The sequence below is a fragment of the Streptomyces sp. NPDC090445 genome (genome assembly GCF_044769385.1).
GTDB lineage: Bacteria > Actinomycetota > Actinomycetes > Streptomycetales > Streptomycetaceae > Streptomyces.
Window position 1 is genome coordinate 60,772 of the sequence record NZ_JBIVXV010000029.1, and the last position, 19,259, is coordinate 80,030.

16 protein-coding genes and 2 pseudogenes are annotated in these 19,259 nt (G+C 69.6%); 12 read left to right on the forward strand and 6 right to left on the reverse strand.

Annotated features, from left to right (window positions below; genetic code table 11):
- Positions 1-348 precede the first annotated feature (348 nt).
- Entirely contained in the window at positions 349-1,860 is a 1,512-nt protein-coding gene (locus tag ACIQUT_RS33670; protein ID WP_403568625.1) for a DUF4246 domain-containing protein, read from the reverse strand.
- Positions 1,861-2,481: 621 nt separating this feature from the next.
- Here ACIQUT_RS33670 and ACIQUT_RS33675 point away from each other — a divergent pair.
- The 7 genes and pseudogenes from ACIQUT_RS33675 (at position 2,482) to ACIQUT_RS33705 (ending at position 6,814) form a co-directional block, all read left to right on the forward strand.
- Positions 2,482-2,751: a hypothetical protein gene (locus tag ACIQUT_RS33675; RefSeq protein WP_403568626.1), complete on the forward strand. Its 270-nt coding sequence runs from the start codon at positions 2,482-2,484 to the stop codon at positions 2,749-2,751.
- 267 nt (positions 2,752-3,018) lie between these two features.
- Positions 3,019-3,330, forward strand: coding sequence for a hypothetical protein (locus ACIQUT_RS33680; protein WP_354750246.1), 312 nt, complete (start codon positions 3,019-3,021; stop codon positions 3,328-3,330).
- A 30-nt stretch (positions 3,331-3,360) separates the two neighbouring features.
- Positions 3,361-3,597: a hypothetical protein gene (locus tag ACIQUT_RS33685; protein WP_403568628.1), complete on the forward strand. Its 237-nt coding sequence runs from the start codon at positions 3,361-3,363 to the stop codon at positions 3,595-3,597.
- A gap of 127 nt (positions 3,598-3,724) precedes the next feature.
- Positions 3,725-3,946 carry a hypothetical protein gene (locus ACIQUT_RS33690; protein ID WP_403568630.1) on the forward strand — a complete coding sequence of 74 codons (222 nt, stop codon included), beginning with the start codon at positions 3,725-3,727 and terminating at the stop codon, positions 3,944-3,946.
- Positions 3,947-4,223: 277 nt separating this feature from the next.
- Positions 4,224-4,596: pseudogene (locus tag ACIQUT_RS33695) on the forward strand (transposase); the annotation flags it as partial.
- Between the two features lie 394 nt (positions 4,597-4,990).
- Positions 4,991-6,364 carry an NADP-specific glutamate dehydrogenase gene (gene gdhA, locus ACIQUT_RS33700; protein ID WP_403568660.1) on the forward strand — a complete coding sequence of 458 codons (1,374 nt, stop codon included), beginning with the start codon at positions 4,991-4,993 and terminating at the stop codon, positions 6,362-6,364.
- Positions 6,365-6,508: 144 nt separating this feature from the next.
- Positions 6,509-6,814 carry a hypothetical protein gene (locus ACIQUT_RS33705; protein ID WP_403568631.1) on the forward strand — a complete coding sequence of 102 codons (306 nt, stop codon included), beginning with the start codon at positions 6,509-6,511 and terminating at the stop codon, positions 6,812-6,814.
- A 190-nt stretch (positions 6,815-7,004) separates the two neighbouring features.
- Here ACIQUT_RS33705 and ACIQUT_RS33710 read toward each other — a convergent pair whose 3' ends face one another.
- Positions 7,005-7,952, reverse strand: a complete 948-nt coding sequence (locus ACIQUT_RS33710) for an AraC family transcriptional regulator (protein WP_403568633.1) — start codon at positions 7,950-7,952, stop codon at positions 7,005-7,007.
- 143 nt (positions 7,953-8,095) lie between these two features.
- Between ACIQUT_RS33710 and ACIQUT_RS33715 the strand changes: the two genes are divergently transcribed.
- Both ACIQUT_RS33715 and ACIQUT_RS33720 read left to right on the forward strand, forming a co-directional pair.
- Positions 8,096-8,812, forward strand: a complete 717-nt coding sequence (locus tag ACIQUT_RS33715; protein ID WP_403568634.1) for an SDR family oxidoreductase — start codon at positions 8,096-8,098, stop codon at positions 8,810-8,812.
- 1,532 nt (positions 8,813-10,344) lie between these two features.
- A complete protein-coding gene (locus ACIQUT_RS33720; protein ID WP_403568635.1) occupies positions 10,345-11,052 on the forward strand; it encodes an aquaporin in 708 nt (235 codons plus the stop codon).
- A 486-nt stretch (positions 11,053-11,538) separates the two neighbouring features.
- Here ACIQUT_RS33720 and ACIQUT_RS33725 read toward each other — a convergent pair whose 3' ends face one another.
- From ACIQUT_RS33725 to ACIQUT_RS33740, 4 genes are all read right to left on the reverse strand, one after another.
- Positions 11,539-12,036 carry an NUDIX domain-containing protein gene (locus ACIQUT_RS33725; RefSeq protein WP_403568636.1) on the reverse strand — a complete coding sequence of 166 codons (498 nt, stop codon included), beginning with the start codon at positions 12,034-12,036 and terminating at the stop codon, positions 11,539-11,541.
- A 125-nt stretch (positions 12,037-12,161) separates the two neighbouring features.
- Positions 12,162-12,467, reverse strand: coding sequence for a hypothetical protein (locus ACIQUT_RS33730; RefSeq protein WP_403568637.1), 306 nt, complete (start codon positions 12,465-12,467; stop codon positions 12,162-12,164).
- Positions 12,468-12,537: 70 nt separating this feature from the next.
- Complete coding sequence (locus ACIQUT_RS33735; RefSeq protein ID WP_403568638.1) at positions 12,538-13,128, reverse strand: hypothetical protein; 591 nt, start codon at positions 13,126-13,128, stop codon at positions 12,538-12,540.
- A 398-nt stretch (positions 13,129-13,526) separates the two neighbouring features.
- A complete protein-coding gene (locus ACIQUT_RS33740; RefSeq protein WP_403568640.1) occupies positions 13,527-15,359 on the reverse strand; it encodes a glycoside hydrolase family 15 protein in 1,833 nt (610 codons plus the stop codon).
- 336 nt (positions 15,360-15,695) lie between these two features.
- Here ACIQUT_RS33740 and ACIQUT_RS33745 point away from each other — a divergent pair.
- From ACIQUT_RS33745 to ACIQUT_RS33755, 3 genes and pseudogenes are all read left to right on the forward strand, one after another.
- Positions 15,696-16,097 (forward strand): annotated as a pseudogene (locus tag ACIQUT_RS33745) (transposase); the annotation flags it as partial.
- Positions 16,098-16,513: 416 nt separating this feature from the next.
- Complete coding sequence (locus ACIQUT_RS33750) at positions 16,514-17,080, forward strand: dihydrofolate reductase family protein (RefSeq protein WP_403568642.1); 567 nt, start codon at positions 16,514-16,516, stop codon at positions 17,078-17,080.
- A 611-nt stretch (positions 17,081-17,691) separates the two neighbouring features.
- Entirely contained in the window at positions 17,692-18,090 is a 399-nt protein-coding gene (locus ACIQUT_RS33755) for a DUF2809 domain-containing protein (protein WP_403568662.1), read from the forward strand.
- Positions 18,091-19,259: the final 1,169 nt, after the last annotated feature.

Here is a 19,259-nt window from a genome sequence, read left to right on the forward strand (position 1 = left end):
GCCGAGACCAGCAGCGCGCCCGGAAAGGTGGGGCGCGCACCGTTGCCGCCGGTCGACAACCCGAAGCTCGCACTCATCCGCGGAGGTGTGCCCGACGCCCGGCGGGAGAGCGGCGGCGACCGGGCACATCCACGGCGAGGACGGCTGCGCAGGCTGCCAGGACAAGCGGGCCACCGGCACCGGCTGGCGGGCCCCGATGGGCGGCATCACCTGGGCGCGCCGGTGCCGCCGTAACACCCCCGCCCCGGCCGCAGGGCCGAATGTTGCAGACCAGTGAAGCTGCTCAGTGCTCAACCGACCTGCACAACCAGGCCCCACCTCACGAACGACCGGGCCCCGACCGGCGGTTCAGTGCTCGCAGAGAGAAAACTCCCGTTCGTAGAGCTGCTCGTTGTGTTCGTCGACGAAGAACTTCCTTTCCTTCATGAGCTCCTCGCGGTACGACTTGGCCTGCTCGAGCGTCATGGTCGAGGTGTCGGACCAGGGCTGCTGCGGCGGCACGTCGGAGGTCGAGACGATCTGCTCTGCCGGGTCGACCAGGAAGAACGCGAGGATTTTGCGGTGTCCCGGGCGGGTGGGGTCCGCGAGGCGGAACGCGTCCACGCGGTGCTGCAGGGCGTTGGGGAACGCCAGACAGCGGCCCGCGGGGGTCGGTACCGAGCCCAGCACCTGGTTCAGCGCGTCTTCGTCCTCAAGGCCGTAGACCTCGCGCAGCCCGGCGTCGTCGTTCTGTTCGTAATGCGGGTCGTCGAGTGCGGCCCGGAATCCCAGCCGGCTCTCGGTGATGTTCTCGCTGTCCCAGTAGTAGATGCCGGTCGAGACGATCCGCTCGTTCAGCATGCCCTCGACGTGCCACGAACCGCCGGGGTACTCGGGCTTGTCCGGTGTGAGGTGGACGGTGGCGAGCTTGACGATGACCTGGAGTCGTCGGCCGCGCAGGTCGACCCGGGCGGATGCGTCGGGCAGTGCGGGCGGGCTGAAGGCCGGAGCGTCCGGGACGATCGGGCGGCGGTTCTCCCACCAGGCCTCATAGGCCTCGTCCCAGGCAGCGCGGGCGTCCATGTAGGCCGCGTTGTCGCTGTAGGACGACTGGCGCGGATACTCCGGTTCCGAGTCGTACCAGCCGTAGGGATCGGCCTCGATGCGCAGGGGCCGCGGGTGCCGCAGATCGGTGAGCACGTTCTCGAACAGCGGGCGCAGGCGCGCGAACACGTCCGGCAGGACCGAGGCCAGTGCGCGGTGCGCCTCGGGGTGGACGTTGTTGACGTAGGAGCGGAAGGCGACGGCGCCGTCGTCGCTGACGTCGGCGTCCGTGGGCAGCCACTGGAACCTCTCCGAGAACTCGTACTTCGCGTAGTGGTTCGTCGGATTCCGCCAGGCCCGCTCCGGCCCTCCGCTCGCCTCCCGCACCAGGCAGAACAGTGAGGGGTGCACGAGATCCAGCACCTGGCCCCCGGATCCGGGATGCCAGTCCCGCTCCGCTTCGGGGACCTCTTCCAGGACCCGGACCGCCTCCCGCAACCGGGACCCGAGCTGCTCGTCGACGAGGGTGTCCGACTGCCAGACCCCGTCGACCGCGGACACCTCGATGCCGGTCCGCGCGTCCCGCAGCACGGCGTAGTGCCCCAGCTCGGCGAGCACGTAGCGCACCTGTGCTTCGGTCAGGCCCTGCGCCACCGCTTCCTGCGTCCACCTGGCGACGATGTCGGCGTCGTTCATCTTCTCGAACCACGCGGGCTTGGCACGCAGCTGCGCGCTGCACTGCATCATCTGCAGTTCCCGCAGCGTCCGGGGCGTCGTGAACGCCGGGGAACGGGAAGTCTGAAAGGGCAGCGGGAAGACGGTCAGGCGGCCGGTCACTTCTGGTGATCCTCACGGTCGGTATGCGGTGCCGGGAAGGATAGCCCGCCCCACTGACACCACAGCCGCGGCACCCGGGCGGGGACGACCATCGCGGTGTACGCCCTCCAGGGGGCCGGACACCATGGGGTGTCCGGCCCCCCGGGACCGCGCGGGTCAGGCGTTGCCCCCGGTGAGGGCGGCGCCCGCGGCCGTTCGCGGGGATGGCCGCCAAGCCGGGGCTCAGCAGACAGGCCACTGGACGGACGGCACCGCACTCCACTCCCCCCTGGATTCGAACATTGGACTGCACGCGGTGGACGGGGGAGGCTCTGGACTGCCGGCAACACCTGGTGAACGGCTCTATCGCCGACCTATGAAGCATCCGCGACGCCCATCAGGCAGCCAATGGGCGTGATCGCCCAGACGGCCATGCCTGGGGCCACTGGCGCGCCAGACGGTGGCCCGCATAGCCGGGCTCCGCGTAGCAGCGACGGCTCGCCGACCTCGGCGTCACCATGGCACCCGCACCGGCCCGCGGGCCGTCCGCGAGGGCGAGCACGACCAACCACCGTCCGGCAAGGCGCGGAACCTTCCTTCCCCGAGGGCATCGAGGAATGTACTCCCGCCGGAGGATACTCCGTGGACTCCGGTAAGACGGATACGCTGGAGCATCGCGGCCAGCGGGTGTCCGGTGACGCAGGGATCGAGGCCGGGATCGAGGGCTTCCAGGGTGTGGCCGGTGGCGGCGGAGCCGTCGACGTAGCGCCGGCGCCAGCCGTCGTCGCTGAGGCTGTGGACGGAGTCGCCTTCCGCCTCCTCTGGTACCTCCGCGAAGCCTGTCCGTCCCGTGGCACAGGCACCTCCCTGGTCGCCTTCGGCGACGGCATGGAGGACGACGCCTTGACCTGACCTGGGGCCAGACCGTCCGGGTGGGAGTCTGCGCGGCGACTCCGGCTGGGGTGAGACCGCACCAGCCGGATCGACTTGCGCCACCGGGCCCTCGGAATCACCGTGGAAAGTGAAGGTAAACGTCGCGGCCAGTAGTTCGGCTGCGCATAAGGCTCGATCGCGAGCGCCTCGGGCGGCGGGTGTGAACGACGCCCGGAATGCGGGCGGCGGAACTCTGGGAACGGCGGCATGCGCTGATCCGGACGTCCACACACCCAGGAGGAAGCGATGGCCACTCAGACGTTTTCCTACTACTTCGTCCAGAACCTGCCCCCGGGGTACCGGGGAGAGGTCACGTGGGGCCCTCATTCGTTCTTCGACCAGGGCACTTTCACCGTGTCCGCCCACCCGGTCACCGACTTCCGGCAGACCCTCTACTGGCTGACGTTCGACGACGTCTCGGTGGGCAAGAAGGACATCGGCTCCGGGGACATCAGCAATGTCCAGTCCTACCTTTGGGCGAAGGCGAGGAACAGCGGGCTCAGCGGGCAGGGAACCGTCAAGTCCTACACCGCCTACCTCACCCGCACCACCGCCTGACCGCGCCAGAGATCGCTGGAGGGATTCGGCATGCGTGTTTCTGTTGTACACGACGAGCAGGGATTCATCTCCGCCCTCGCGGCGTCTCCTCCCGGCGCACCGGTGGCGAGACTCGTGCCGCAGGCGGGTGAGCGCGTAACGGAGTTGGACGTTCCGGAGGTCAGTGCCGACGGCGACCCCCAGGAGGTCATCCGCCACCTGACGGACGTGGTCGAGAACTACCGCGTCGACACGGACACCCGGGCGCTCGCCCCCAAGCAGGCCTAGAGTGCGGTTCGCGAGGGGATGTCCGTCGTTCTGTGAGTTGCTGCTGTGACCCGTATATCTGCTCGCGCGAGGCTGGCCTGGCCCTTGGCACCGGCGTCGTCCCGCCGGCGTTCGAGGGTCGGGCGTGGTGACGAGGAACGAGCAAGCCGAAGTGTGGCTGTACCTCCTGGCGCAGGAAGCGAAGGCGGTCGCTGACGCCCCAGAGTGGTTGGCCCGCGCCTGCGACGACTGGGAGATGCAAGCCACGACCGGCTTCGTGGGGTTCGTCTCGTCCTGTCTGGGCCGGCACCTCGGTACGGACCCCGATCGCGTCGCGCTCGCGCTTCACCTCTCGGAGCGCGTCCTGTAGCGACTGCTCGCATGGGCCCCGCCATCCCGAAGGATCTCGTGAACTCCTACGGCACGGGGGCGGTTACGAAGGTTTCCACGTGGACCTGCCCATCGACTCCCTGCTGGCGTGTGGTCGCGCGTTCGCCGGCCTTCTTCGTGGAGAACTCCCGCCAGGACACGACAGCTGGGCCTGCTGACCCCGCTCGGGAGGGGGGCACACCTGGTTGAGGATGCGCATATGGAGAGGCCGGAACGACGCTCGGCCGCACATGGCCGAGATCCCTGACGAAACGTTCCCGTATACCTGCCCGAAGATCCGCCACCCGAGACGGCGGACCACTGGACCTGGTCGATCCTCGCGGTCTCCACCCAACTGCGACTGGCCCGGCCACTGGCAGCCGGCCGACGCCGTCCACGGGTGAAATGCACGCCGTCCGGCCGCCTCACCCCAGCCCGAGTCCGTCGCGACGACTTCCGCCACATCCGCCCCGACACCGCCTGCTGAGCCCAAGCACCGAAACGCACCCGCCCTGGACCTGGACGTCCACCAGGCGCAAGAACACGCGACCCACCACCTCACGTCATGACGTCCACACACCCCGCAAAACGGGGACTACAGCGTCCAGGAAGGCGCAGTCAACGACCCCACGACCCCGCCGCACAGGTTGAAGATCAAGCTGGTCGTACGTACGGGGGTCACCCTTGCGTTGGAACGTGTGCACGACGGTGACCCGCAGCCGCCCCGCGCCCGCGCACGAACGCGCCCCCGTTCGAAGATGTCCGAGAGGGTGGTCGGATGTCCTGCTGATGCGTCTTTTTGTGGTCTTCGGATAGAGGTTCGGGGCTGGTCGGGACCCGCGGAATAGGCTGCCCGGACCGTTCGGCCAGCAAGATCCACTCGGCACGGCCCCGTGCGCACCGCTCCCCCGCTGGCTGGCGGGGACGTCACGACACCACCGGTCTTCAGGCCCGGACGCGTACGACAGGACCGTACCCGTAGGCCTCGCCGACCCGATCAAAGCAATCCGTACGAGCACCCCGGACACCGACCAGCGAGAGGGACATCCCCGTGAAGGACCAGAGGGCTCCGCACGCTCCCAAGGACAGACTGGCTTCGCTCCGTGCCGAGCTGGAGCGCCGCAACCCCGCGCAGCCGGAGTTCCACCAGGCGGTGCGGGAGGTGCTGGCCACGCTCGACCCCGTCTTCGCCGTCCGTCCCGAGTTCGCGGAGCCCGGGGTCGTGGAGCGCCTCGTGGAGCCCGAGCGTCAGATCATCTTCCGGGTGCCGTGGCAGGACGACGAGGGCACCGTCCACGTCAACCGGGGCTACCGGGTGGAGTTCAACAGTGCACTCGGCCCCTACAAGGGTGGCCTGCGCTTCCACCCGTCCGTCAACATCGGCGTCGTGAAGTTCCTCGGCTTCGAGCAGATCTTCAAGAACGCCCTCACCGGACTGGGCATCGGCGGCGGCAAGGGCGGCAGCGACTTCGACCCGCACGGCCGTTCCGACGCGGAGGTGATGCGGTTCTGCCAGTCGTTCATGACCGAGCTCCAGCGACATATCGGTGAGCACACGGACGTGCCGGCGGGTGACATCGGTGTCGGCGGCCGGGAGATCGGCTACCTCTTCGGCCAGTACCGGCGCATCACCAACCGTTGGGAGGCGGGCGTCTTCACCGGCAAGGGCCGGGGCTGGGGCGGCTCCGCGATCCGCCCTCAGGCGACCGGCTACGGAAGCGTCCTGTTCGCCGCCGAGATGCTCGCCCGCAAGGGGGCCGCCCTGGACGGCCAGACCGCCGTGGTCTCCGACTCCGGCAACGTGGCGATCTACACGATCGAGAAGCTCCAGCAGCTCGGGGCCAACCCGATCACCGCGTCCGACTCCACCGGCTACGTCGTCGACGAAAAGGGCATCGACCTCGACCTGCTCAAGCAGGTCAAGGAGGTCGAGCGGGCCCGGATCAGCGAGTACGCCGCGTACCGCGGCTCCTCCGCCCGCTACGTCGCCGGCGGCCGTGTCTGGGACGTCGCCGCGGACGTCGCTTTCCCGTCGGCCACCCAGAACGAGCTCGATGCGGAGGGCGCCCTGGCCCTGGTCCGCAACGGCGTCAAGGCCGTCTCCGAGGGAGCCAACATGCCCACCACCCCCGAGGCGGTGCACATCCTCCAGGAGGCGGGAGTCGCCTTCGGCCCGGGCAAGGCCGCCAACGCGGGCGGCGTCGCGGTCAGCGCCTTGGAGATGAGCCAGAACGCCGCCCGAACCGCCTGGACCGCCGAGCGCGTCGAGGACGAACTCGGTGCGATCATGCGCGCGATCCACGACGTCGCGTACGAGACGGCGGAACGCTACGGCGCCCCCGGCGACTACGTCACCGGCGCCAACATCGCCGGCTTCGAGCGGGTGGCCGACGCAATGTTGGCCCAGGGCCTCATCTGACCCCGCCCCCGGCACCGGCGTCCGACCCGCTCGACCACCGAATCGTCGAGCGGTCGGACCCGCCCCGCGGAGCACCGCCCTAACTGATCTACCAGCGCTCTGGCCGCCTTCGAGAAGGCCGGTGGTGCGCCCGTCTCGATTCCCGTGGAGTACCGGGCGCCCGGACCTCCGCTCGAGACGGGCCCGAACTTCCAGAACCGGGACTGGTATCTGGGCGTCGGCGGTCATCAGCGGGTGGTTTCCGGCGAGGTGTCCGTCGTTCCGGGCGCGGACGGAAAGCCGAAGATCAGCATGGACTATCAGTTCAACATCTACGACCGGTACAACTGGGACAGCATCAAGTCAACCCCGATCGGGCCGGTTGATATCAAGGACTCGGAGATGGCACGGCTCCACACCGTCGGTCTGGCCCGGGAGTTCGACACGCGGGGCACCAGTTCTGTCCAGTAGTACGATTTCGATGCACCCGGTGCGGGCGTGGCCCGCCGGGCAGCACAGCAGGCCACCCGGCCACGGAGTGGATGACGCACAGCTCGCACCCGTCCGCCCGGCGTTCCGCCGCATCGGGGCCACCGCGAGGCCGTGATCGGCAGCGGCCACCGCTTACCGATCTGCTGCGGTGATGTCCTGGCCCTCACCGTCAGTCGTATCCGCGTGGTTCGTCGCCTGCCGTCTTGACCTGCTTGCGGTAGGCCCCCGGCGGCGATCCGAAGTGTCGTTTGAAGGCTTTGGCGAAGGCGAACTCCGACGTGTACCCCGTGTGCTGCGCGATTGTGCTCAGCGGGGCCGGCGATTGGTGCAGCAACCGCGCCGCGGTGGCCATCCGCCAGTTGGTCAGGTAGGTCAACGGCGGCTCGCCGACCACCGAGGCGAAGCGTCGGGCGAAGGCCGCGCGGGACAGCCCGGCGCGGGTGCCCAGAGACTCCACGGTCCAGGGACGGCCGGGATCGTCGTGGATCGCCTTCAGGGCCGGGGCGACTGCCGGGTCGGTCAGCGCGGCCGCCCAGCCCCGGGTCCGCTCCTTCGGCAGTTCGGCGTACCACGACCGGAGGATGTACAGCAGCAGCAGATCGATGAGCGCCGTGACGACCGCGTCCGAGCCCGGCTGCGGCGCGTGGAACTCGGCGCACAGCTGATCGACCGCCGAGCGCAGCACCGGGTGGCGGCCGGGAGCCGCGGGGAGGTGGATGACCTCCGGTAGATCGCTGAACAGCGGATGTGGGCGGTCAACGTCGATCGCGTACGCGCCGCACACCAGCACCGTGTGCGGCCCTGGTCCGTCCACGGTGACCTGGCCGATCGGCGAGGAACGGTCCACGCGGTCCGGTACGAAGTCCACCGGATCGCGGCCCGGCACATCGCACAGGGTGTGTCCGCTGCCGCGCTGCAGGAACACGATGTCGCCGGGTCCGAGCGCGAGCGGTTGGCCGTGCGGTGGCAGCAGGTGGCAGTGCCCTTCCACGACCACGTGGAATCCGGCTCCTGAGATGGGTTGGAATTTCAGGGCCCACGGGGCGTGCGCGTCGGTGCGAGTCACCATCGGGCGTCCCGTGCGCAGGACTTCGAGGGTGTTGCTCAGGATGTCCACAGCACCACTCTAGTGCCTGTATGGCGAGACGATATGACAGGGAATCGAGATCTCAAGTCATTCACCGTCTCGATGTGGAGGCGTACGTTCTTGCCATGGCGGTTGCCGAACCCCGGCACTGCATCGACGAAGGAATGGTTCCCATGTCTCTGGCCGGCAAGAAGATCGTGATCATCGGTGGAACCTCCGGCATCGGCTTCGCGGTAGCCCAACAGGCCGCGGCGGCCGGCGCGGACGTCGTGGTCGCCTCCAGCAATCAGGACCGCGTGGACGCCGCGACGAAGCGGTTGGGCGAGCCGGCTGAAGGCCGCCGCCTGGACGTCGCCGACGGCGACGCCATCGCCGCGTTCTTCGAGCAGGTCGGGGAGTTCGACCACCTCGTCTACACCGCGGGCGAATCTCTGCTGATCAAGCCGCTGGTCGACACCACCCCGCAGGAGGCCAGGGCCGTCTTCGAGCGCCGGTTCTGGGGCGCGTTCCTCTCCGCCCAGCACGCTGCACCGCGACTGCGCGACGGCGGCTCGATCACTTTCAGCTCCGGCGTCCTCGCGATCCGCCCCCTGTCCGGAACCGCGCTCACGGCAGGTATCACCGGCGGCATCGAGGCGCTGTCGCGGGCACTCGCCGTCGAACTCGCCCCTCTGCGCGTCAACGTGATCCAGCCCGGTGTGATCCGCACCGAGCTGTGGGACGGCAGTGTCCCGGACCCGGAGGCTTTCCTCCAGGGCGCCGGGTCCGAGCTGCTCACACGGCGTGTAGGCACCGCCGACGAAGCCGCGGCGGCCTATCTCTTCGTCTTGGCCAACGCCTACGTCACCGGCACCACACTCGCGATAGACGGCGGCGCGGCACTGGTGTGACACAGGCGCCACACACAACAGCCAACAGAACAACGCCGCACCGACGCTACGCGCCCTTGCCTCGGCAGTCGACGACGCGAGGCCGACCGGACGTGCGGATGCCCTGGCAGGGCGTGGGCGTCCGGCACCGCCGCGGTGTTCTGGGTAAGTCACCCGGTGAGCCTCCCGTACGTCCGGACACGAGCGCACCGCTTTGACCACGCTGGGCCGCCACCTGCCCGGTGGCGGCCGTCGTGCAATCACGTGCCTGAGGCGTGCGCAGGCCTACCGGCCGTCGCGCCGGCACGCGACCGCGCGAGCCCGGCGCACCGGACGCCGCCGCCGGGATGCCACTCCAACACGGGTGCGGCGGCGTGGCCGTGCTCCTCATACCGGGGGACACCGGGACACCGGGACACCGGGACACCGGGACGAGGCCGCCACAGGCGTGCCGGGTGCACACGCACGTCTCCCCTGGCCCGGCGTACGGCACCCGTGGCGGACCACCTCGCCCGCCGATCCCGTCGAGGCGGCGCCCCGCAGACGGGCCGGCCAGGCGAGGGTCACCCGCAGGCCGCCCGCCCCCGGCCGGAACCGGTCGCCCACCCGGACCTCGCCCGGCACCGCCAACGATTCCGTGCCCGGCGCAGCCAGCCGACGCACAGACATCTCCCCGGCCACCAGCCCGGCCAGCAGGCGGCATCCATCTCCGTAAACCAGCCGGACACCCGGTCCTCCGCCGTCGCGTCGTCGGCCAGGACCAGCCACGGATGCATCTGCTGCGTATGCCAAGAGCCGGCGACGACCACTGTGCCGCAGCGTGAGCGCCCACGAGGGCGGGCCTCGCACTTGCCGGACCCGGAGTCCGAGCGTCCGGGTTCAGCCGCCGCCGGCACTCGGAGCCTGACCGACCTGGGCGCCGACGCTACTGACACACTCCGCGCCGTGCTCGTCTCGATGGGCTGACTGGGAGCAGGAGGGGATGGCCGGGCAGCGCCCGGCTCAGCGCAGTTGCTTCAGCAGCCACGGGAAAAAGACGGTCTCAACGCTGGTTCCCATGTCCACGAGGTCGAGGCGGCCCGCGGGCACCATCTCCACGGGATGCTCGACCGCGCTTGACTCCGGGACCCCGACGACACCGGGAGCGCCTGCCGAGTCGTGATCACCGAATAGTTCGGGTGAGGCTCTTGAGCCAGATCGCCGAGGCGCGCCGGTGGAGTCCGGCGAGGTAACTGTCCGGGGGCTTGTCCGCCCGGCGGCGAACACTCCGAGCATCCGGGCCACCCGTACCACCGCACCGGGGTGTGGCTGGCTGGCCAACGTCAACGCCACGACCGACGCCACCCGACCGACTCGCCGCGCTCACCGAACCGGGAGTGCGATGGGCGCGGTAGGAATGGCAGGGAGGCAAGTCCCTCCCCGTACGCCGTGCCATCCGTCTGGGGAACGGCACGAGCCTGCACCGGGTGAAGGACACGTTCGCAGAATTCCATGGAGTGACATTGACATCCTTCGAAACCCAGACGCCGCCGCCTCCTGAAGCACCCTCGCCAGTGCCCGCGCGGCGCACCCCGCTCGCCATGGTCGCCGTCTACGAGTTCGCGCTGACCACCGGCTTGCTGTTCATCGTGGTCACCACCGCGCGGTGGATGGCCGGTCCCGGCACTCCGCTGGCCGGTCTGCTGCCCACGCTCGCCTCCCAGCTGGTGGTGATGGGCCTGCTGGTCGGTGTCATCGTGACAGCCGTGCTCGGCCCGTCCATGCGCCACGAGACCGCCGGTCACCTCAACCCGGCCGTCAGCATCGGCCTGTGGCTGCTGCGTTTCTTCCCCGGCAAAGCGGTGTTGCCGTTCGTGGTGGCCCAGCTGGCCGGCTCGGTGGCCGGTGTGGCCCTGGCCGATCTGGTGTGGGGCGACGCCGCCCGGAAGGTCGGCTACGCGGTGCTGACGCCCGCCCGGGGATGGGGTTCGGGTGCCGTGTTCGCTGTGGAGGCCGCGGCCATGGCCGTGATCATGCTGATCGTGGCGTTCTTCGGCACCCGCCCCCCGCTCCTACGGTTCCTGCCGCCGGTGATCGGCACCTGTGTCACCGCCGCCATCGTCTTCCTCGGACCGCTGTCGGGCGGCGGCGTGAATCCCGCCCGGCAGTTGGGGCCGGCCGTGTTCTCAGCTTCCACCGGACATCTGTGGGCGTACCTGCTCGCGCCCGTCGTCGGCGCCGCGGTCGCAGCGGCCCTCGCCCCCTTGCTGCGGCGCCGTTGATCGGTGTTCATGAGTACGAGCACTGCCTGAGGGGCCCGCGGCCGCGCACAGCCGGCCAGGCCGATCCGAGATGCCCGTGCGGGCTCGTTCGAGTGAACGCGGTGTGCGCGGCACGGCGCCGGGCCGTCGGTTGGTCATGTCGGCGGACTGCAGGCGGGTTCAGCGGGCGTCCTGCGTGCTGATCCCGCACGGTGCCTGGTTGGGGGCTGGCCATCACCGCCAGCCAGGACCGCTGGCTCTACCCCGCCTTCGTCGTCCGCAACACCGGCCAGCGCACCATCGGCACCATCGGCACCATCAAGATCGTCTTGGCAGTCCCCGAAGGCATGCGGGTTCACCGAAGACCGGGTCGCCTTCACCCACTGGGACGACGAGAACCACGAAATCGTCGCCCTGGGCGTACTCTCCGCCGACCACCGCACTCTGACCTGCCCCGCCGGACTCGGCGGTCTTCTCGGCCTTCAGGCTCCCGAGGGCGAGGGGGGGTCAGCAGTCGTCGCCGCTGCGCAGCATCCGTACGGTGCCGGTGACGCGGGCCTGGAGGGCAGCGTGCAGGCGGAGGGCGCCTGACGGCAGGAGCAGCTGTTCGGCTTCGGCCGGGTGCGCCCACGTGTGTGCTTCGAGCTCGCCTTCGGGCAGGCGAACCGGGGTGCTGGTCGGGACGGTGCCGGCGTCGAAGACGAAGTTGACGGCGGGGCCGCCCAGACGGGCTCCGGTCGGGGACCAGGAGACGGTCAGGATGCCGAGCATGGGCCGGTCGAGGCCGGTCTCCTCGGCGAGCTCGCGGCGGGCACAGGTTTCAGGGTCCTCGCCGTGGTCGACGGTGCCGCCGGGAAACTGCCAGCCCGCGCGGTACGTCGGCTTGACGATCAGCACGCGGCCTTCGTCATCGGTGACGAGGACGCAGGTCCCGGTGTAGGGCCGGGCGATGGCGGCGAGCCACTCCTCCCGGGGGAGGAGTGGTCGGGGCTGCTCTGTGGGCACGGCTCTCCTCGCGATCAGGGGGTGGGTGACGTGAGTTTTTTGACCGAGGGCCCGCACCGTGTGGGGGTGCGGGCCCTCGGGCCGCCTTGGCCGGCCGGGTCGTGAGCGCTTCGTGGATGGCTGGGTCAGTCTCCGGAGACGCGGGCCAGGGCGCCATGAGGGTTGCGTTCGTAGGTCCGTGCGCTGTTCTTGAGGAGCTTCTGCTCGACTTCGGTGGCGAGGTCGATGCCGGTCATCTCGGCGAGGGCGGCGACGTAGGGGACGACGTCGGCGAGTTCCTCTCCGAAGTCGGGCAGGCTCCTGCGCCAGGCGGTGAAGGCTTCGCCGACCTCAGCGTTGAGGAGGCCGAACTCCAGTGGCACATCGGTGGTGTTGAAGCCCTTCTCGACCTTGTTCTCCCAGGCGGGTTTCTGGGCTTCGCGGATGTCCATCGATGCCTCCGTGCGTGAGGTACAGGTGATGCCGCAGGAGCCTAGCGGGGGCGCATCGCCCTACGTTCCGCTACGGCGATTCTCGTCCATGAGGCTGAGTACCGCCCGGTGTCGCGTGGATCGTGAGGACGCTCGTGTGAACGGCGATGGTGCGGAACACCTTGTCGTACGCGGCAACGAGGGCGGCCGGTTCGGGGAGCTGCGGGGCCTCACCGTCGCGGGCGAGGAGCCGGGTGCGTATGAGATCGGGGGTGGCGGTGAGATGGATGAGGGCGCCCTTGCGGGTGGTGACGAGGTCGACCAGTCCAGCGCCTGCGGCCAGGTGATGCGACTGCGGCCGCGGTGGAGGGGCCGTAGGCGAGTTCGCTGATGAAGCAGCGGTCGAGGATGAGCTTTGGGAGGCGCCGTAGTCGGCGTGGCGGGCGGTGAGGGTGTCGTCGTCGCCGTAGGTGAGGGTGAAGGCGGCGGACGGTCCGGTGCCGATGTCGAGGGCGGACCAGTCCATGCTCGGGTGCCGCTGGTGGTCGGGGAGGGCGGCGAGATCCCGGCCGACGACGGACACCAGGCTGGTACGGGCGCCGGCGCGCGCGGCCGCGAGGGCGGCGTGAAGGACGGCGCCGCCGAGCCGGCACCCGGGATGCTGCCGACCGTGGCGGCCCATTGAAACGGCCCGAGGCCGGCCGGGTTACGGGGCGGAGCTTTAACGCCACGTCGGTGCCACCGCAGCCGGCGGCTATGTCCAGCAGCCGCTGCTGCTCGTTTCCGTCGACGACGAGGCCCCAGCGGGGCAACAGGGGCGGGCTGACGTCAGTTGTCGTCGCGGCGCCCTTGATACCGCCACGCCACTTCGAGGCAGGCCATTTCCTCGTTGCGGAAGCCGGGCCGCGGCTGGCCCAGACGGTCTGCACCTTCCATGCACCGCTCGTCGTTGTGGAGTGCGAGACCGGACACGGCAACAAGCCGTGGAGGTGAGCGCCCATCACCGGAACCCGGTGGTTTCCGCGATCCCGGTGATGCGCTCGGCTGCGTCAGTTTGATGGTGGCCGTCCGGTCGTGGGCTCAGCCGAGGGCGCGGTCGAGATTGAAGGCGGCGCTGATCAGCGCAAGGTGGGTGAACGCCTGGGGGAAGTTGCCGAGTTGTTCTCCGCTGCGGCCGATCTCCTCGGCGTAGAGGCCGACGTGGTTGGCGTAGGTGAGCATCTTCTCGAAGGCCAGCCGGGCTTCCTCCAGGCGTCCGGCGCGGGTGAGCGCCTCGACGTACCAGAAGGAGCAGATCGAGAACGTGCCCTCGGAACCGGCCAGGCCGTCCGGGCTGGCCTGCGGGTCGTAGCGGTAGACCAGCGAGTCGGAGACCAGATCCGTGGTGAGTGCGTCGAGGGTCGAGAGCCACTTGGGGTCAGTCGGTGAGATGAACTTGGCCATGGGCATCATCAGCACGGAGGCATCGAGCACGTCGCCGCCCAGGCCCTGGACGAAGGCTCCGCGCTTCGCCGACCAGCCCTCGCGCATGATCTGCCGGTAGATCGCGTCCCGGCTCTGCTGCCAGCGGGGAAGGTCGGCCGGCAGCCCGCGCCGGTTGGCCATGCGGACGGCCCGTTCGATCGCCACCCAGCACATGAGCCGCGAGTAGACGAAGTTCCTGCGGCCTCCCCGGGTCTCCCAGACGCCCTCGTCGGGCTGGTCCCAGTGGTCGCAGAGCCAGTCCACCACGGCACCGACCTCGTCCCAGTGGTCACTGCTGATGGGCTTCCCCCACTTGTCGTACAGGTAGACGGAATCGATCAGCGCGCCATAGATGTCCAGCTGGAGCTGACCGGTGGCGGCGTTCCCCACCCGCACCGGCGCCGATCCCAGGTGCCCCTCCAGGTGGGACAGCTCCGACTCGGGCAGGTCACTGCGCCCGTCGATGCCGTACATGATCTGCAGCGGACCGAGGGGGCCGGCCCCCGGCTCGATGCACCGCTCGGACAGGAAGCCCATGAACGCCTCGGCCTCCGAGGTGAAGCCCAGGCGGAGCATCGCGTAGACGCAGAAGGCGGCATCGCGGACCCACACGTACCGGTAGTCCCAGTTGCGCTCACCGCCGACCCGCTCGGGCAGGCTCGTCGTGGGCGCGGCGACGATCGCACCCGTCGGTGCGTAGGTGAGCAGCTTCAGCGTCAGCGCGGACCGGTTCACCATCTCCCGCCAACGGCCGCGGTAGCGCGAGCGGCTCAGCCAGCGGCTCCAGAACCGGACCGTCGCCTCGAACTGCTCCTCGGCCTCGGCGCGTGGACAGGCCTGCGGGCGGAGGTCATCGGTGATCCGGTCGAGGGCGAACACCGCGGACTCGCCTTCGAGGAGTTTGAAGTGCGACGAAACGTCCGTGCCGTCGGCTTCCAGCGGCGCGGTGGAGGACAGCGCCAGCGACAGGGACGGGGACTCGAAGACGGCTTCGTGGGCCTGCGCGCGCACGGTGTGCGGTTCGGCGCCGTAGCCGAAGCGGGGAGCGATCCGGGCCCGGAACGGCAGGGTGCCCCGGACGCAGATCACCCGCCGGATCAGCCGGTGCCGGGACGCCTCGCGGGATTCGTCGACGACCGGCATGAAGTCCTGGATCTCCGCCACCCCGTCGGCGGCGTAGAACCGCGTGATCAGCACGTTGGTGTCGGGGAAGTAGAACTGCCGCGTACGCGCCGGCACGTCGGCGGCGAGCTCCCAGGACCCGCCCCGCTCGGCGTCGAGGATCGACGCGAACACACTCGGCGCGTCGAAGCGGGGGCAGCAGTACCAGTCGATCGTGCCGTTGGTCCCGACGAGCGCGGCGGTGCGGAGATCACCGATCAGACCGTGCTCGGAAATCGGCAGATAGTGCGAGCCGTCCACTGCCCCGGGTCCGTTCCCGAACTCCATGCCGGCCTCCCTACCGTTTGGCCACAGCCAGGTGCGGGGATCAATAAGCCTCCTTAATGGTAGATCGCCCTCGAATGCCAGGACAGAGACCCAAAGCCGCCACCTGCGAACAATTGTTCGCATTACGCCTGCCGGTCTGCACATCTGCCGGCCTTAACCCTGGAAGATCCCCTGGCCGCGACCTCGGACACGCTCGCCACCCCGCTTTCACAGGCATTCTCGGTACCGGCATACGAATCACCTCATTCCGGCGACGCCTCCTCACGTGCCACGCGGTAACCCTCAGACGGAACCGTGGAAGCACGCGCGGAATACACCTCAACCGAGCTCGGCGACGGCAGCACCTTCCCGACCGCCGGCCACCTCGCCGCCTACGCGGGCCTCGCCCCGCCGACCAGGAGCCCGGGCTCCTCAATCCGCGGTGAACAACCGGCCAGACGAGGAAACAAGCAGCTCAAACGGGCCCTTTTCCTCTCCGCCTTCGCGGGCCTGGGCGACCCGGCATCGCGGGCCTACTACGGCAAGAAGATCGCCCAGGGAAAACACCACGCCCAGGCCCTGCTCTGCCTCGCCCGGCGCCGGGCCGATGTCCTGTTCGCCATGCTCCTTCTACGAACCCCAACCCGTCCGAGCGACTTGAGATCTACTTGCCCTCCGCCCAAGCCCATGGTCAGCTTCGGGCATGGGGGACGAGAATTCCGAGCACCTGGCACTCATCCGTCGCTGGCTCGCGGGTGAAATCGTCAACAACACCGTCGGCATCAAGATTGTCGGCGGCCCTTTCGACGGGCGGACCAAAATCGTCGAGCTCAGCCAGGCAGGACTGCCGCCCGCAGGCTTCCGAGGCCGACACCACCACCGAAGGCTGACGCCGCCGAGCCTCCACCGCCCCGCAGGTACTTGCCCGAACCATAGGGGCCCCCGCGAGACGGCCCAGGCGTGCTATGGGCCTTTCTGCCATCCCCTCGCTCTACAGCGCCTGCGCGCTCTCCGCCATGCAAACATTCCGAGTCAGTCGGCTTGCCCGTGTCGGCCGAGTACACCACGCTGAGCCCCGAGCACGAGGACTACCGGCGAGCCCATATCGCGCACCGACGAGTTTCCCGCACCGCGCTGGTCCATACGCCGGACACCCACGGACGGAAGGCTGGGCCATGCGGAAACTGATCTACGGCATGAACCTGACCCTGGACGGCTACATCGCCGCGGCCGGCGACGACATCGGCTGGAGCGGACCGCCGAGCCACGAGCTGTTCCAGTGGTGGCTCGACCACGAGCAGGCGAGTGGCCTGTCGCTGTACGGGCGCAAGCTATGGGAGACGATGAGCTCCTACTGGCCGACCGGCGACCAGCAGCCCAACGCCACCCCGCCGGAGATCGAGTTCGCGCGGAACTGGCGGGACACGCCGAAGGTGGTGTTCTCCTCGACGATCGACGAGGTCGACTGGAACACCCGCCTGGTCACCGGCGACGCGATCGCCGAGATCACCCGGCTCAAGGCCGAGGACGGCGGCCCGATGAACATCGGCGGCGCAACGCTTGCCGGGGCGGCCATGCGCGCCGGGCTGATCGACGAGTACGTGATCGCCGCCCATCCGGTCCTGGTGGGCGGCGGCACGCCGTTCTTCACCGCGCTGGACAGCTGGGTGAACCTGAACCTGGTGGAGACGCGGACGTTTCCCGGCGGCGTGGTCCTGACCAGGTACGAGACGAGGCGCTGAGCAGCTTCCCGCTGTCTCACGGCTTGAATGGGTGTTCCTCTCACCGTCGCGGCGATCCCCCACCACACACTCCCAAGCCCACGAGCGATGCCCCGTGAGCCCACGGTGTCAGCGGGCTTCCACCAGGGCACCAGCATCAGAGCCCAATCTCCCATCGACTCGCGGCCGACGCCCGGGGGCGCACTCAGGCCGTGTCCGGTCGGGTCCGTCTTTCGGGGCCGGCGAGCCGTTCGGGACGTCGGGCTCGGGGAACACTCGGCGGCTGAGCCCACGCATCGCGGCCGTCCCACCGTCTGCCGTTCCACCGCCTGCGCGGTGGACAGGTCCGGCGCACGTCGAGAAGCAGCACGCGGCGCTGCGCCGCCTCTGCTCCTGCATCATCGGTGGGGGCCGCCTGCCTCTTCAGCCGTATACGGGCGGAGAGTCGGTCGCGGCGCTGCTTCTGTTCCCGATCCACCCGTCCACCTTCTCCGGGGGTGACGCTCGCGGCTACACGGGCTACCGGACCCGTCTGGCAGGCCGGTCCCGGGCTGCCGCAGTATGACCCCGTGAACCTCATTTCCCGATGCCGTGACAGCACCACCGCAACCGACCTTGTGCGGACCCGGCTGATGGCGGCCGCGGCCGCGGTGGTGACCGTGGGCGCGGGGCTGGGACTCCGGACCGTGGCGGCGGGAAGTGTGGCCAAGTACGGCGGAGACGCGCTGTACACGGTCCTGCTGCTGGCCCTCACCGTTCTCGTCGCGCCCCGTTTGACCCCTCTGCGCGCGGCCGGGACCGCGCTGGCTGCCAGTTGGGCCATCGAATTCCTCCAGCTGAGCGCCGTGCCGGCGGAGCTCTCCCGGCACAGCGCTGTGGCCCGCCTGATTCTCGGTTCCACCTTTAACGCGCCTGACCTGTTCTGGTACATGGTCGGTGCGGCGGCGGGCTGGCTCGTCCTCGCTGCACTGAGGCCGCACCACCCTGTGGCTGCCGGGTTCGCCCGAGCGTCGCCCCGGCCGCGCCCATGAGCCGGGCGGTGGCCACGCATGGGGTGGGCCGGACACGGCCCGGCTCAGTCCCGGGGCCGGCTCGGTGATGTATGGGAGCTTGCTGGTGGGTGCCGAAGTCGTTGTCCTCCGCCTGCGCACGTAACGACGGCTGCGCGGCGCCCCACCCGGCCGAACCGGCCCCGGTCCAGCGGACCCTTGGAAGAAGGGGGGACGATGCGTAAGGGAGGTTCTGGGGTGATGCTCAGGCTGCCGGTGGAGCCGATGCTGACGCAGGTCGCCGAGGCCGTGCCGGTCGTGCAGTGGCCAACGCGCACCCGAGCTTTTGAGGCCTGCGGGCCCTCCTCGCACCAGGCCATCAGCTGGGAGGTGAGGAAGTCCGGGTAGCGCACCCAGAAGTCCAGCTTCTGCAGTCTTACCTGTGTGCGAACAACACCGGCCGTCTCGCCCGGTACCTCACAATCCGGGGTCGGATCCTGCGCTGCTGCCTCGATCAGCAGCAGCAACCGCACGGCAGCCTGCCGGCGGCTCGCTTTGCGTACGGTCGGCCCCTGGTTCCACTCACGCGCCCCTGCCCAACCTTCAGTGCCAAAAGGACATCCTTGCAGGCCGAGTGCCTCGCCACCCAGGGCCGGAACAAACTCTCCGCACGAGACGTGCCCGTCAACGTTGCGCGCTTGCCGGGCCGGACGATTGCGGCGGCCTCTTCTGGGACGCCCGACTCTTCTGCGGCTCGACAACTCGACTGTCGTCGTACACGGGTGGTCTTCCCCGAGGTCGTCAGGTGGTTCGACCCCAAGGTCGGGACGGCCGCCCTCGACGACACCGGCTGTGGCCTCACCCGGACCTGACCCCACGCCCTCGTGATCATCCATGCGCCGGAGAGCAGCCGACCTCCTGCGCTGCGAGGTCTCGGCGGATACACCTCGCCGGATTCCGCCCCGAGACCGGCGCGGACGGTGGGGGCGACGCCGCCCCGGTGAGGGATCGGGTGCGACGTCCGAGGCGGGAGGCCACACCGGGAGTGAACCCACCCGTCTTCCCCTCGGCCTGGACCACCTCGGCCCCCAGACGGGACTCGACGTACGCACGGACCCCGGAGGGCAGGGACGCCCACTCCGGCCGGACGGAAGCAGCAGCCGTCGACGTCCCTCTGGAAGCGGGGGTGCCGGTACGGTAGCGCTCCGCCC